The sequence below is a fragment of the Agarivorans sp. OAG1 genome (assembly GCF_037076485.1).
GTDB classification, from domain to species: Bacteria; Pseudomonadota; Gammaproteobacteria; order Enterobacterales; family Celerinatantimonadaceae; genus Agarivorans; species Agarivorans albus.
This window is the reverse complement of the sequence record NZ_AP028990.1, coordinates 1661589-1676632: the sequence shown is the minus strand read 5'-3', so window position 1 is coordinate 1676632 and position 15044 is coordinate 1661589. Positions and strand designations below refer to the sequence as shown.

Here is a 15044-nt window from a genome sequence, read left to right as displayed (position 1 = left end):
AGTTACCGTCTCTAGTGTCCAGAGCCTTTAAGCTGGGCTTCTGTATATTCTGGTTTAAAGTGTTCCATACCTTCTAGTGCTTCAGCCACTTCCTGTGGCATGTATTCTTCGTCGTGCTTAGCGAGTACTTCAAAAGCATTTACGGTTGTTGCATTGGCTAATTCACCTTGCGCCACAATGCCTTGTCCTTCTCTAAATAAGTCTGGCAGAATGCCTTCATAGTTAATGGTTACAATACCACCGCCAGCATCACTCAGCTTAAAACTAACTTGCAAGCTAGTTTGCGAGCGCTCTACCGTACCTGGTAATACTAAGCCACCAATTCTTAAACGTTGGCCTACTTCGGGTTTAATCTCGTCTTTTCCTTTGCCATTTACCAACTCGGAGGGAGTGTAAAATAGATCGATATTCTGTTGTAACGCAAACAGCAATAAGCCGATAGAAGCCCCCAAACCAATTACAATTGCCAGAACAATCGTTAAGCGTTTTTTACGTCTTGGGTTCATAAGCGTTCAGTTACCTCTTTTGCTGCTTCAACTCGTTGCTGTCGCGCAGATTGGCGCGCAACAGATTTAAAAATGGCATTTCGTTTAACAATACTGTCTATCACTATACCTACCATGGCTAGAGCGCTTACCCCAAACGCAAGCCACACATAAAAACCATAACCACCCATAGCAAAAAAATCTGCGACTGATTCAAATTGCATCGTGCTACCCCTTTGCTTGAATATGGCGTTGAATAAGTTGTTGTACCCATGGTCTACGTTGCTCGCGTCGCAACAGTTCAGTTCTAAAGCGAACCAAGCTCACCGCGCCAAGGAAAAATCCAAAGGCTAGAATATTAAGCAGTAAAGGCCATAGCATTCGAGAATCGATAGAGGGTTTATCAAACTTGGTAATGGTTGCGCCCTGATGCAGGGTATTCCACCACTCTACTGAGTAATGAATAATAGGTAAATTAATCACACCAACAATGCTAAGAATGCCTGCAGCGCGACCAGCCATGGTTTTATCAGAAAAAGCGTTATACAGGGCAATAACCCCCAAATATAAAAACAGCAGTATTAACTCTGAAGTAAGGCGCGCATCCCATACCCACCAGGCTCCCCACATTGGTTTGCCCCAAGCTGCACCGGTAAACAAGGCAACAAAAGTAAATACCGCGCCAACTGGCGCTACAGCTGCTACATACATATCAGCTTGTTTAATTTGCCAAACTAAACCAATAAAAGCTGCTATGGCCATTGATGAGTATGCGCCCATCGACATAATTGCGGAAGGCACATGAATATAGATAATTCTAAAACTGTCGCCTTGTTGGTAATCGGCAGGTGCAAATAAAAGGCCCCACACTAAACCTACAGAAAAACACACAATGGCAAAAATACTAAACCAAGGCACAAATTTTCCTGCTAGGGTGTAACTCGCCTCAGGTTTTGCGTATGGATGTAACCATTTCCACATAATGGTATTTACTCTCTCGGTCTTATTCTAAATCTAGTTAATGCTTACTCTTAGCGCTGCAGCCGTGGCAAAAGGAGCCAAGGTGAGAGCAAGTAAGCTTATGGCGCCCATGATCGCTAAATGCCCGGCATAGGGCAAGCTTAATGACGCAGCTTCAATCGCAGATGTCGCAAAAATCAACACTGGAATATACAAAGGCAAAACTAACAAGCTAAGTAAAACGCCCCCTTTGCGTAAACCAACAGTTAAGGCGACCCCTACAGAACCAATTAAACTCAATACTGGGGTCCCTAGTACTAAGGTGTAAAAGGTAGCTTGGAAACTTTGCCATTCTAAAGACAGTAACACTGCCAAAAGAGGCGAAAGCAATAAAATAGGCACACCTGTTATCAGCCAATGAGCCACGATTTTAGCCAAGGCTATCAAGGCTAGCGATGAGCCACTCATCAGCATTTGCTCTAAAGACCCATCTGCAAAATCATCTCGAAATAAACGCTCCAAAGACAATAACGAAGATAACAGCGCAGCCACCCACAAAATACCCGGCGCTATTTTGGCCAATAACAAGGGCTCCGGCCCTACTGCGATGGGGAATAAGGTAATAACGATGAGAATAAACCACAGCGGGTTAAGCACATCTGACTTTTGCCGAAAAGCGGCTAGAAGCTCGCGCTTAACAACAGTAGTAAACGCATGCATTAAAGCGCTTCCTCAAAGGCCGGTTTAATCTCTAAGATTCGATAATCGGAAGTAGGAATATTTAACTCTTGATGAGTCGTTAACAACACCATTCCTCCTTTTTGAGCATGAGACAAAATAACTTGTTCCAAATACGCGACGCCTTGTTTATCTATCGCGGTAAATGGTTCATCAAGGATCCACAATTTGCGCGCAACCAGCCACAACCTAGCCAGCCCGACTCGGCGCTGCTGACCTGCTGAAAGATGAGCAACAGCTTCTTCTTCTAATCCTGCTAAACCTACACGGGTTAACAAAGCGTAAAGCTGTTCTTGTTCCATGCTTTCGCCAGCCAATCCTAGATAAAAACGTAAGTTTTCTACTGCACTTAGTTCAGCCTTTACCCCAGCATGATGGCCTAGATAAAGACACTGTTGATGGTATTGCTCAGCCTGCTGAGAAATGGCTTCTTCTTGCCAAAAAATCTCTCCGCTTTCGGGGCGTGACAAACCGGAAATCAATCGCAATAAACTGGTTTTACCGGCGCCATTTGGCCCGGCAACTTGCAAAATTTCACCCGGTGATAATGTGAAAGACAAGTCGTCGAACAATACTCGTTCTTCACGTACACAACACAGTCCATTAACCTTTAACATTCAACTATTTTCTTGCCCAACACACAGGCTAGGATGTTAACACAGCTAAGCCTAAAAACTAGATTGAGCATAAGGATTAACGCCATGTTTACAGCGCTTTGCAATACAAGTAACAAAAACATAGCCTGTTTGTATATTGCGGTATTTCAGTTGAGCGCTAACATGCTCACGCAGTTTATTTGAATTGATGAAGCCATAAATAGAAATGTAAAAGAAGCGAGGAAAAAACCAAGAATTTGAATCGGGCTAATGAGGTTAAATCATTGAGTGAAAACACGGACAGCTAAACAAAAGCATTCTCTAGCTATAACCAGCTTAACTCACTTGCCCTTTCATTTTATTGCGCAAACTTAGTAGCAATTCAGCTTCAGCTTTTGGCAGCTCACACTCGCGCATAACTTCTTCTAAATCTGCTCCTAATTCAACCAGCTTTACCGCTCGAGTATACAATTTGCTGTCGGGATCTTGCGATTGGATTTGAGAAGTACGAAGAAAAGCCTGCTCTACTTGTTCACTTTGCCGTTCTAACTCACCCACCAGAGAGGCATTGGCTTGATGAATTTCTTGCAGTTGCTTTTCAACCACTCGATGTGACTGAAGAAGATTTTTGGTGACTACCTCTAAGCTTTGCATTTTTTGCTCATTGGCTTTCAATTGCTGTTGTGCCTTGTTGCTGAACCAAATAGCACCAACAAGGCAAACAACGGTTGCCACTAGGGCAATCAGATTAATCCAATCCATTTATAGTGAGCTTACTTCGTCCCACTCTTCATCAGAAAGCAGTTTATTTAGATCAACTAAGATGAGCAATTGTCCGTCGCGATTACTCACACCTTGGATAAACTTAGCGCTTTCTTCAGTACCCACATTTGGCGCGATATCAATCTCAGACGAGCGCAAGTAAACCACTTCTGCAACACTATCAACCAAGATGCCAATCACTTGAGATTCTGCTTCAATAATCACAATTCGAGAATTTTCTGTGATATCAGAAGACGGCAACCCAAAACGTGAACGGGTATCAATAACCGTAACTACATTACCGCGCAAGTTAATAATACCTAGTACATAATTTGGCGCACCAGGCACTGGGGCAATTTCGGTATAACGCAATACTTCTTGTACCTGCATTACGTTGATGCCATAGGTTTCACTTTCTAGCTGAAAAGTCACCCATTGTAATACTTCATCTTCGGCAATATTTTCTGCGATGTTACGCTGCTCGCTCATCTGCGTGTCCTTTTTAGTATTCGTGAGTCCTATCGGATCTCGCAACTCATATTATTCAGTATATATCATATGTTATAAAACTAAATGGCAGATTTTCCTACCTTTTCAACTTGAGAAGCCTATCGGGCTCTCAGATTTTTAATGTCCTTCGATATCCACCCCATCTGCGAGCATTTGTTGTAGTTCTTCAACATGCAACAAGGCACACATTTTTTGCTTTACCATTCCGGCTAACCAAGGTCTTTGGCCAGGCGTTGAACGCCATTTAACGTCATCTCGATTAAGCCTCTCAGTGCCAAATAGTTTTTCACAGCTTAAGCCCCAAGCACTTTCACCTAACATCACTAAATACTTATAGTCTGGCTCAAATGGCTGGTTTGGCATCACCCATTTAGCGGTATCAACAACACTGAGCTTTTCTTCGCGTTCAATCATAATCCCGGAAAACCACTGAGGCTTACCAAACAACGGACTCACTTCGCTTATTCGGTGAATACCTCCAAGCTGAGTAAGCGGCACACCAAAAGTTACCCCTGCCACTTCAAAAAACAGCACCTGAAAGTCGTTATCAGTGTCAATATTTTGCCATTCTGCGGCTGTTGGCTCTTCTTGCGGAGCAAGGGAGGTTTCGGTTTCGACCTCAATTTCTTGCTCTTCTACCGGCTGTTCTAGTTCCTCAACCTTTACCTCAACTTCAACCTCAGGCGCTTGTTCCGGCAACTCTTTTATGGGCAGCAATACCGGTTGCGCTTCTGCGACAGCAGCCACCCGCTGCTCGGCTTCAGCAAACAACTCTTCCAATGGCTTGGTTTGCGGCTCCAGGTGTTGTGCTGCTTTTTCTTGAGCTGCTGGTTTTACTTCGGGACGTTTTTCTGGCTCGGGCACAGATTCAGTAAGTAATGAATCAAAGTAGTCGCCTAGTGCTTCTTCCATCAACTTGTCACTGTTCATAATAGCCCCTGCTCATCTGTCATTTGCAGTAAATGCGCTAATAATGTTTGATAAGCAAAAACGCCGCGACAGTTCTTAATATGATAAGAAGGTGGAGTGTGACGAAGGCTAGCGTCGCGAAATTTAGTGTCGATGGGGATAACCGAATTCCAAATATTTTTAGGGTAAGTTTCTTGTAGTTCTTTAAGCGCTGCTAATGACGCTCTGGTGCGCTTATCATACATGGTTGGAACCACAGTGTAGCGCAAGGGGCCGGGGCAAGAGCGCTGCATAATCGCTAAGGTTTTAACCATTCGCTCCAAGCCTTTAATTGCTAAGAACTCGGTTTGTACTGGCACTAACACCCTGTTACTAGCAGCTAAAGCGTTCACCATCATTACCCCTAATACTGGCGGGCAATCAATTAACACATGGTCATATTTATCTTCAACGCGAGATAAGATGCGTTTGAGAATTAGGCCCATACCTTCACGTTGACCTAGCACTTTATCTAACGTTGCTAAAGCCATACTGGCGGGGATAAGGTCGAGATTATCAAATGCTGTGGCCTGAATACTATGGGTAACCATCGCATCATCAATTTGGCTGTTTTGATAAAGCTCGTAAAGGGTGCCTTGCACACTATCAACATCAAAACCCAAATAACTGGTTAACGAAGCATGCGGATCGGTATCTAACAACAGAACGCGTTTACCCTGCTGCGCCAACAAACCGGCAAGCGAAATTACCGTAGTGGTTTTACCTACGCCACCTTTTTGATTGGCTACTGTCCAAACTTTCACTATTCTTCCTGCCTTGTTGTAAAACGTACCCCGCCGCCTTCTAAGGGCACGGCTAACATGGTTTCACTGTCTGGTTGTTTTTTCGGTTCTGCTTCCCCTTTTTCCGGTTCTTCAGGACTTACTTCAGCCTTTGGTTGCCATAAAGTTTTCGCTAAGGCGATGACTACCCTTCGGTTCTTGCGACGACTCGTACTCGTTTCGTCGGGAGCAAACTCAGCATAAGCCTCTAATGCCATTCTAGCAGGTGCTACTCCCCTAGCTTGCAACTCTCTTAAGACCCGTGTTGCTCGCGCTGCAGATAACTCCCAGTTGCTAGGGTAAAGTTCGCTATCAATGCTGTCTTCATCAGTGTAACCACGAACTCGAATATAGTTATCAACTTGACGTAACTTTTCTGCCAACACATCAATAACCTGAGCAGCAGGTTTGAGTAAGTACGCACTGCCACTAGCAAAAAACAGTCGACTATCCAGCTCTATAGTGAGCCATTGTTCATCATAACTTATTACTATATCGTCGGTTTTTAGAAAATCTTTAAACTCTGTTGCCAGTTGCTCAGCCAGCTGAATAAATCCTTCATCGTCAGCATTGCTTTTATAATCGCTAGTTGCTGGAGTTGCTTCGACACGTTTAAAGACTCCCCCATCTAATATAGATTGTCCGCCAGATAAAATGCCGGCCTCTGAGGAACCTTCTAAGTCGATAGCAGCAATTTCTTGATTTGAGACTTTATCAGTTTCGAAAAGTGAAATAGCTTGCTGCAATCGGGTTTGTAATTCGGGATATTCATTTTCATTAGCAATGGCCATGGCATACAAAACAACAAACAAGGCAAACATTAGCGTCATATAATCGGCGTAAGACACCAGCCAACGTTCGGTACTTGCGTTACGCTTTGCCTGCGTGGCGTAGCGATGACGCATATTAGCTAAGTTCCGTATTAAAGCTATGCAAGCGTCGTTGCACTTCCATACTATTGGCACCCTCTGCAATAGAGACTAAGCCGGCGAGAGTCATCTCTTGGTATATTGCTCGCTCTCCTGCTAAAGCACGAAGTTTGTTAGCAATGGGTAAAAACACAAAATTGGCGAACCCTACCCCATAAATGGTGGCAACAAATGCCACGGCAATTCCTTGACCCAATTGCTCAGGGCTAGTTAAAAAGTCCATGGCTTGAATTAGCCCCAATACCGCCCCGAGAATACCAACGGTTGGGCAATACCCTCCCATCGCTTCAAACACCCCAGCTTGTTTTTCTAAGCGATTTTGCTCGAGATCGATTATATCTTCTAGCGACTGCTTTAACTGCTCGGTTTCAGCGCCATCTATCAACATTTCTAAACCTAATACACTAAAGGCATCGGCTTGTTGTCGATGTTTTTCTAACACTAGATAACCATCTTTACGAACTGTGTGAGACCAACTTAAAATTAGCTGAGTTTGCTTTTTAACGTCAAGTTGTTGATTTTGCCAAACTCGCGGAATGGATTTTATAGCTTGAACAAATTGAGAAGCAGGCGTTTGCAGCATGACCGCGCCAACCGTACCACCTACAACAATAATAAAGGCATGCAAATTAACCAGATCTGAAAAGCTACCACCCGCTAAAGAATGACCTAAACCAACAGCAGAGAAGGCGATAAACACGCCAGCAATGCTAAGTTTATCCATTCCCTATTTCCGCTACAATCGCTTCACAAAAGCGATCAAGAGGTAGTTGTTCGGACGCTAAACCAGCACTAGCAACCGCTTGAGGCATACCATACACCACGCAACTGGCTTCATCTTGCGCCCAAATGGTAGAGCCCTGCTCTTTTAGTAAGCGCGAGCCATCTCTGCCATCGGCCCCCATACCAGTAAGTATCATCGCTAATACATTAGACTGGTGACTCTTTGCTAGTGAGGCAAAAGTAATATCAACACACGGTTTGTAATTTACTTTATCGTTACCATCAATAACCCGTAAACGACCGTAAGATCCGCGACCTTCCACCAACATTTGCTTTCCACCTGGTGCTAAATAAGCCCAACCAGGGCGTAACTCGTCACCGTCCTCTGCTTGTTTAACATTGATTCTCGACAAGCTATTGAGTCGCTGAGCAAAAGCCGCAGTAAAAGTAGCCGGCATATGTTGAACCAATAGAATCGGTTTAGAAAACCCAGCAGGTATTTGAGTAAGAATGGTTTGTAGCGCAACGGGGCCACCAGTGGAAGTGCCGATAGCCACTAACTTATAGCGTTTGCCTGAAGGCTTAAAACGGGCGGTAGCTCGCTCTTTTGGTTGAGGAGCTGAAGTAGTTGGCGGTGTTTTTACAGCAGGTCTTGTAGCTGTGCTAGGCCGAACAGGAGTGCTTGGAGCCGGTGCGCTAACACTTCGACGAGCACTAACACGACGGCGAGCAATAGCTTTAACTCGCTGCTGAAGAAGGCTAACGGCTTCTTCTCTATCACGTGCTATGTCTTCAAATTTTTTAGGAATAAAATCGAGAGCGCCAGCTTCTAGGGCATCAAGAGTGGCCTTTGCGCCTTCGTGAGTTAGTGAAGAAAACATAAGCACTGGGGTGGGATTCTTCGCCATAATTTCACGAACGGCAGTGATACCATCCATTACCGGCATTTCTATATCCATGGTCACTACATCGGGTTTTAGACGAGCAACCATGTCGATGGCTTCACGGCCATTTTTCGCGGTATCGACCACTTCTAAAGAAGGGTCCGCGTTGATGATCTCGCTTACCCGGCGTCGGAAAAAGCTCGAATCATCAACTACAAGTACTTTTATTGCCATGTTAGATTCTTCTTAAAGGCTAGGCTTAAATCTTACGAGCGTAGCGTTTCAACAGGCTTGGAATATCAAGAATTAAAGCAATACGGCCATCACTAGTGATTGTCGCACCAGCCATACCTGGAGTACCTTGCAATAATTGGTCTAGTGCTTTGATCACCACTTCTTCTTGGCCAATCAGATTATCAACAACAAAACCGACTTGTTGTGGGCCAATTTGTACGATAACCACGTGTCCTTGAGAACTGCGCTCTCCAGATTGACCATTTCTAATTAACCAGTCTTGTAAGTAAAATAGCGGAATTGCCTTGTCACGAACAATCACAGTTTCTTGACCGTCAACTACGTTAGTTTTGGTAAGGTCTAGGTGGAAGATTTCATTCACGCTAGTCAGTGGTAAAGCAAAAGTCTGCTTGCCAACGTCAACCATCAGAGTTGGCAAAATAGCCAAGGTTAACGGTACTTTAATCTGTAGTGTAGTACCTTGCCCCAACTGTGAATCAATATCAACTGAACCATTAAGTTGGGTAATGCTGGTTTTCACCACGTCCATACCCACACCTCGACCAGAGATGTCTGAAATCTCAGTCTTAGTAGAGAACCCTGGCGCAAAAATAAGACTATAAGCATCTTTATCTGGCATGCGAGCAGCGGCATCGGCATCAAGCACGCCGCGCTCAATCGCAATAGATTTTAGCTTATCGGCATTCATACCAGCGCCATCATCCTCGATTTTAAGCAAGATATGATCGCCCTCTTGTGAGGCTGATAGGCGAATAACACCGGTACGAGGTTTACCCGAAGCAACTCGATCGTCTGGCATCTCAATACCATGGTCAACAGAGTTTCGAACTAAGTGAACCAATGGATCGGCCAGCGCTTCAACTAAGTTTTTATCTAGGTCGGTATCTTCACCCACCAACTCTAGATTAATGTCTTTTTTCAAGCTTCGCGCTAAATCTCGAACTACTCGAGGGAAACGGCCAAACACTTTTTTGATTGGCTGCATGCGGGTTTTCATTACCGCACCTTGAAGATCAGCTGTCACCACATCCAAGTTAGCGGTGGCTTTAGACATATCCTCATCATTACTATTAAGGCCCAAACTCACTAAGCGGTTACGTACCAATACCAACTCGCCCACCATATTCATAATATCGTCTAGAGTGCGGGTATCTACGCGAACGGTTGTTTCGCCTTGAGGTACAGCTTGCTTGGCTGGCGCTTTTGCAGGCTCTTGTTTAGCTGGAGCGGCCTTAGCAGCAGGTTTGGCCGGAGCTGCCGGTTTAGCAGGCGCTTTAGGGCTAGCTTCAATTTTTGCAGCAGGCTTAGGCGCAGCTTTAGCTGCTGGCTTAGCTGGAGCGGCTTTAGTGTCTGGTGCTTTGCCTGCACCATGTAGCTGGTCTAGCAGTTTCTCAAATTCATCATCGCCAATTTCATCAGCATTTGAACTATGCTTCGCTACTTCTGGCGTTTTAGGGGCAGCCGCTTGTCCAGCACCTGGCGCCTTAGAACCATGCAGTTCATCCAACAGTTTTTCAAATTCATCATCTGAAATATCACCATCGCTGGAAGCTTTATCAGCTGGAGCGGCGGGAGCAGGTTTTGGTGTTGCGGCCGCAGCAGGTGCGGCTGAGCCATGCAGCTCATCAAGCAAACGCTCAAACTCGTCGTCGGTAATTTCGTCAATATTGCCGGCATCGGCACTTGGAGCCGCAGCTACTGGCTCTGGCTCTGGCTCTGGCTCTGGCTCTGGCTCTGCAGCCACTTCGTCAGCAGACTCTGGGCGAGACAATTGATGTAAGCTTTCAATTAGTTCAGGAGACGCAGGTGTTAAGGGCTCACGTGCTTGAACTTGAGCGAACATATCATTAACTGAATCTAGCGCTTCAAGAATCACATCCATTAGCTCAGGTGATACGCTTCTTCCACCATTGCGCAAGGTGTCAAAAATGTTCTCAGCTCCGTGACAAACATCAACCAGTTCGGTCAATGACAAAAAGCCTGCTCCACCTTTAACTGTATGGAAGCCACGAAATATGGCATTTAACAAGTCACTGTCATCTGGACGTTTTTCTAAATCAACCAGCTGTTCAGACAGCTGCTCAAGGATCTCCGCCGCTTCTACGAGAAAGTCTTGTAAGATGTCTTCATCTACATCAAACGACATGCGCTACTCCCTTAAAATCCTAAACTAGACAACAAGTCATCAACATCATCTTGGTCGTTAACAACGTCGTCCCTTTGCTCTTTATTTAATATTGGCCCTTCGGCTTCGATAGCAGATTTCGTCACTTTTTTATTTTCTACTACTTCGGCGTTCTCATTTCCAAACAAGGTAAGCATTTCAACCAGACTTTCTTCCACCTCTTGCACCAAGGTGATTACCTTACGAATCATCTGACCGGTTAAATCTTGGAAATCTTGAGCCATCAATATTTCGGTTAACATGCTACGTAGTTTATCGGCATTTGCTGAAGAACTATTAAGGAAAATATCGATTTGGTGACATAGCGCCTTAAATTGGCCGATTTCAATTCTTCGTTCCATCAAACTTTGCCATATAGGCATGATACTGTTGATTTCGTTAGTTAATTGATCGGCAATTGGAAGGCCAGACTCTACTGCGTCCATGGTTTTATTGGCCGCTTGATCGGTCATCTCTATCACATAGTTCAACCGCTCTTTAGCGTCTGGTATTTCTTGATTAGCTAACTCGTTAATTCGAATATCGAGTTTAAATTCATTTAAAGAGTCATGAAGCTGACGAGTGAGCTGCCCAACCTTATCAAATAGCAGGTTAGCTTTTGGAGCACAAAGCTCACTAACAAGTTGATTCGCCTCGGCGACATTTCCTTCTTCAAGTAGCGCAACCAAAGATTTGGCGTCGGCTAGTGAAATAATCGGAGTATCTGTGCTCACGCATCTTCCTTTCTTATTGTAGTCTTTCGAAAATCTTATCTAGCTTCTCTTTTAGCGTGGCTGCAGTGAAAGGTTTAACAATATATCCATTTACGCCGGCTTGAGCAGCTTCGATGATCTGTTCACGTTTTGCTTCGGCAGTTACCATTAAAACAGGTAAGTGAGACAAACTTTCGTCGGCACGAATATTTTTCAATAGGTCGATGCCTTCCATTCCGGGCATGTTCCAATCAGTTACTACAAATTCGAAATCGCCGCCTTTAAGCATAGGTAATGCGGTATTTCCGTCATCGGCTTCATGAGTATTGTTGAAGCCAAGATCTCTAAGTAGGTTTTTAATAATCCTTCTCATCGTTGAAAAATCATCAACAACCAGAATTTTCATATTTTTATCCAAGGTACGTCCCCCAACAGGATGTTTTACAAGCCACTAAATAGGCCAAAAATTTATGTAATATAGATATTATGCCTTAATAAACACAATTTTAGTCCATCTTTTACAAGAAATGTAAGGATGAATTTCTCTATTGTGTCCAATCTCGCATTCGAGTTTTAACTCGAGCAAGCGCTTGACTATGAATTTGACTGACTCGGGACTCGCTTACGCTCAATACTTCACCAATTTCTTTTAGGTTAAGTTCTTCATCATAATAGAGGGACAAAACCAATGCTTCTCTCTCTGGAAGACCTTTAATACATTCGGCAAGAGATTGTTGAAAGCGTTGATTGGCAAAACCTTCAAAGGGTCGGTTTAGTTCTCGACTTTCTTCACTTGATATGACGTCTTCACTCACACCTAGATCATCGATACCTAAAATGCGTCCGCAATTTACATCAGACAACATTGAGTGATACTCACTTAAGCTTACGCCAAGCTTTGCAGCAACCTCGGCGTCTTTTGCGTCACCGTTTTTTTCTTTCTCGACTTCAGCGATTGCATCACTGATGGCGCGGCTGTTTTTATGTACCGAGCGCGGAACCCAATCGCCACGACGAATTTCGTCAAGCATCGAGCCACGAATGCGGATGCCGGCGTAGGTTTCGAAGCTAGCCCCTTTAGAGCCATCAAAGTTACGCGCGGCTTCGATTAGGCCAATCATTCCTGATTGGATCAAGTCATCAACAATCACGCTAGCCGGAAGCCTAGCCATTAGGTGATGGGCTATCCGTTTGACCAAGTTTGCATGGCGCTCCACCAAAACATTAGTGTCATTAGCGCTGGCATAAGCGGCAACTTTATTCACTAAGCTGTTCTCTATTTTTACGTTGTCCAAACTCGAGAAGGTTCTCGATGAAAAATTCTAAATGCCCACCTGCTTGTTCAGGAATTGGCCAAGTAGAAGCTTTACTTGCTAGTGAGCGAAATGCCAAAGATGCAGGAGACTTAGGGTAGGCTTCTACCACTACTCGCTGCTTCCTTACGGCTAAGCGCACGTTATTGTCATAAGGAATACAAGATACCAATTCGAGTGTAGCATCCAAGAAACGATCGGTAACTCGAGTAAGCTTAGCAAACAATTCTTGGCCTTCGCGTAAGCTACGAACCATATTTGCTACCACTTTAAATTTGTAGACACCGTGCTGGTTTGAAAGCAGCTTTATGAGCGCATAAGCATCGGTAATAGAGGTTGGCTCATCGCACACCACCACTAATATATCTTGTGACGCTTTGGCAAAACTTAGCACCATGTCGGAGATGCCCGCTGCAGTATCAACCAACAACACATCAATAGGTGTTTTCATACTGCTAAAAGCACGAATAAGTCCGGCGTGTTCCGCAGGACTGAGTTCCACCATTGATTGAGTACCAGAAGTAGCTGGTGCAATTAAGATCCCATTGGGCCCTTTAACTAATACTTCATCTAAGGTGCATTCACCGGATAGAACGTGAGAGAGGTTTTTAGTTACACGTAAACCAAGCAGCACATCTACATTTGCTAGGCCTAAGTCGGCATCCAGAACCATTACGCGCTTACCTTGCGCAGCCATGGCTATGCCCATGTTAAGAGTGACGTTAGTTTTACCTACGCCCCCTTTGCCGCCAGTTACAGCGATGACTTTCACATTGTTTTTTTGTTGCATCATTCTTAAGCCGCTAGCTTGGTCAAATTCATTGTCTTTAGAATACATCTGAAACCTTTTGTTGTTCGGTTTCACTAAACCAGAAATGTTGCTGGCTTTGCTTATCGATAACCGATAATGCTTGTTCAATTAATTGGGTAGGCGCAGCTACCGCAATATCTTCAGGCACTTGTTGCCCGTGAGTAACGTAACTTATTGGTAAGGCGTGGCGCAAGGTTACATTTAACACTTCGCCTAATGCTAAACTTTCATCTAATTTGGTAAGTATGGTACCAGCTAAAGGAATTCGCTGAAATTGGTTCACAGTTTCTTCAATTACCTGACGCTGCGCGTTGGCCGACATCACCAAATAGTTACGAATGTTCACGCGGCTGTTTTTTACTAGCTTGTCTAATTGTTCGTGTAAGCGAAGATCTCGTTGGCTCATGCCAGCGGTATCAATAAGTACCAACTTTTTGTCTTTAAACTGATAAAGCAACTGTGAAAGCTCTTCTTCATCATTGGCGACACGTACGGCGCAGCCCATAATTTTGCCGTAAGTAGCAAGTTGTTCATGAGCACCAATACGGTAGGTGTCTGTAGTAATCATCGCCACACTTTCGGCGCCATGGCGCATTGCAAACTGTGCTGCTAACTTGGCGATGGTGGTTGTTTTTCCTACACCCGTTGGGCCAAGCAACGCAATAGCCCCACCCTTTAACAAAATCTCATCTTGGCCAACCGGTAGTTGATTGACTAATAGTTCACGTAAATGCTGCCAGCCTTCCTGAACGCCGAGCTCTTCGGGAATGTATCCTGCTATTTGGTCGGCCATATCTTCATCAAAGCCAACTAGCTGCAACTGCTTAATTAACATCGCGCGAACCGGTTCTTGGCGCTCTACTTCCTGCCACATTAGTCCAGATACTTGATGCTCAAGCAACTTGCGCATGGCGGCCATTTCTTTTTTAAGCTCACCAACTTCGTTGCCTGCAGCAGCTGATGCTGAGCTAGCTGGTTGTCCACCAAGAGACGTATTTGTTGGTTTATTTGATATGGAGCCTTGCTGCGCCCAACCTTGTTGTTGAGCTAAAGAGCGTGGCGCCTGAACGGTGCGAGGGCGCTGCTGTTGCTGCTTTTGCTGAGACTGTTGCAAGTTTTCTTGCTGACGCTTTTGATGGCGCTGCATAAAGTTGGTTAGGTTATCTTTCAAACTGGCATTTTCGTCAAAATCATGACTTGGATGCTGTTTTGTTGGCGCTTTTTTGGCAGCGCCAGCATTCATAGACGACAAATTGACGCTATCTTCAGGCAATGCTCTATCGTTTTTAGGCGCAGCTTGTTTAGCGCTAGAAGGTTCAACCGCAGCAACAATCTCGATGCCACCGGTTACCTTTTTGTTAGACATGATAACTGCATCGCTGCCAAGTGTTTCCTTCACTTCGGCTAGTGCGGTTCGCATATCTTTTGCAAAAAAGCGTTTCATTTTCACTGTTCACCTTCCTTTTGCTAA

The 15044-nt window shown here is 44.6% G+C and carries 18 protein-coding genes; all 18 read right to left on the bottom strand.

Annotation, left to right across the window (positions count from 1 at the left end):
- Positions 1-11: 11 nt before the first annotated feature.
- On the bottom strand, positions 12-506 hold the full coding sequence (ccmE, locus tag OAG1_RS07860; RefSeq protein ID WP_016401683.1) for a cytochrome c maturation protein CcmE: 495 nt from the start codon (positions 504-506) through the stop codon (positions 12-14).
- Positions 503-709, bottom strand: a complete 207-nt coding sequence (gene ccmD, locus OAG1_RS07855) for a heme exporter protein CcmD (RefSeq protein ID WP_016401684.1) — start codon at positions 707-709, stop codon at positions 503-505. Before ccmD ends, ccmE begins: the two co-directional genes overlap by 4 nt.
- A gap of 4 nt (positions 710-713) precedes the next feature.
- Positions 714-1466 carry a heme ABC transporter permease gene (locus OAG1_RS07850; protein WP_016401685.1) on the bottom strand — a complete coding sequence of 251 codons (753 nt, stop codon included), beginning with the start codon at positions 1464-1466 and terminating at the stop codon, positions 714-716.
- Between the two features lie 33 nt (positions 1467-1499).
- Positions 1500-2165: a heme exporter protein CcmB gene (gene ccmB, locus OAG1_RS07845; RefSeq protein WP_016401686.1), complete on the bottom strand. Its 666-nt coding sequence runs from the start codon at positions 2163-2165 to the stop codon at positions 1500-1502.
- Positions 2165-2800, bottom strand: coding sequence for a cytochrome c biogenesis heme-transporting ATPase CcmA (gene ccmA / locus OAG1_RS07840; RefSeq protein WP_016401687.1), 636 nt, complete (start codon positions 2798-2800; stop codon positions 2165-2167). Before ccmA ends, ccmB begins: the two co-directional genes overlap by 1 nt.
- Positions 2801-3115: 315 nt before the next feature.
- Positions 3116-3541, bottom strand: a complete 426-nt coding sequence (locus tag OAG1_RS07835; protein WP_338625469.1) for a DUF2802 domain-containing protein — start codon at positions 3539-3541, stop codon at positions 3116-3118.
- Positions 3542-4030, bottom strand: coding sequence for a chemotaxis protein CheW (locus OAG1_RS07830; RefSeq protein WP_016401689.1), 489 nt, complete (start codon positions 4028-4030; stop codon positions 3542-3544).
- Positions 4031-4168: 138 nt separating this feature from the next.
- Positions 4169-4981, bottom strand: coding sequence for a chemotaxis protein CheW (locus OAG1_RS07825; RefSeq protein ID WP_338625466.1), 813 nt, complete (start codon positions 4979-4981; stop codon positions 4169-4171).
- Positions 4978-5763 carry a ParA family protein gene (locus OAG1_RS07820; protein ID WP_016401691.1) on the bottom strand — a complete coding sequence of 262 codons (786 nt, stop codon included), beginning with the start codon at positions 5761-5763 and terminating at the stop codon, positions 4978-4980. Before OAG1_RS07820 ends, OAG1_RS07825 begins: the two co-directional genes overlap by 4 nt.
- Entirely contained in the window at positions 5763-6686 is a 924-nt protein-coding gene (locus tag OAG1_RS07815; RefSeq protein ID WP_338625463.1) for a flagellar motor protein MotB, read from the bottom strand. The genes OAG1_RS07820 and OAG1_RS07815 overlap by 1 nt, the downstream gene beginning before the upstream one ends.
- A gap of 1 nt (position 6687) precedes the next feature.
- Positions 6688-7434, bottom strand: coding sequence for a flagellar motor protein (locus OAG1_RS07810; RefSeq protein WP_338625461.1), 747 nt, complete (start codon positions 7432-7434; stop codon positions 6688-6690).
- Complete coding sequence (locus tag OAG1_RS07805) at positions 7427-8551, bottom strand: chemotaxis response regulator protein-glutamate methylesterase (RefSeq protein ID WP_338625459.1); 1125 nt, start codon at positions 8549-8551, stop codon at positions 7427-7429. Before OAG1_RS07805 ends, OAG1_RS07810 begins: the two co-directional genes overlap by 8 nt.
- 25 nt (positions 8552-8576) lie before the next feature.
- A complete protein-coding gene (locus OAG1_RS07800; protein ID WP_338625457.1) occupies positions 8577-10718 on the bottom strand; it encodes a chemotaxis protein CheA in 2142 nt (713 codons plus the stop codon).
- Between the two features lie 11 nt (positions 10719-10729).
- Entirely contained in the window at positions 10730-11470 is a 741-nt protein-coding gene (locus OAG1_RS07795) for a protein phosphatase CheZ (protein WP_016401696.1), read from the bottom strand.
- Positions 11471-11483: 13 nt separating this feature from the next.
- Positions 11484-11867: a chemotaxis response regulator CheY gene (gene cheY / locus OAG1_RS07790; RefSeq protein ID WP_084681816.1), complete on the bottom strand. Its 384-nt coding sequence runs from the start codon at positions 11865-11867 to the stop codon at positions 11484-11486.
- 127 nt (positions 11868-11994) lie between these two features.
- Positions 11995-12714, bottom strand: a complete 720-nt coding sequence (locus OAG1_RS07785) for an RNA polymerase sigma factor FliA (RefSeq protein ID WP_016401698.1) — start codon at positions 12712-12714, stop codon at positions 11995-11997.
- A complete protein-coding gene (locus tag OAG1_RS07780) occupies positions 12707-13600 on the bottom strand; it encodes a MinD/ParA family protein (protein WP_016401699.1) in 894 nt (297 codons plus the stop codon). Before OAG1_RS07780 ends, OAG1_RS07785 begins: the two co-directional genes overlap by 8 nt.
- The gene (flhF, locus tag OAG1_RS07775) at positions 13590-15017 is read right to left on the bottom strand and encodes a flagellar biosynthesis protein FlhF (protein ID WP_338625450.1); all 1428 of its coding nucleotides are present in this window, start codon (positions 15015-15017) and stop codon (positions 13590-13592) included. Before flhF ends, OAG1_RS07780 begins: the two co-directional genes overlap by 11 nt.
- Between the last annotated feature and the right edge of the window lie 27 nt (positions 15018-15044).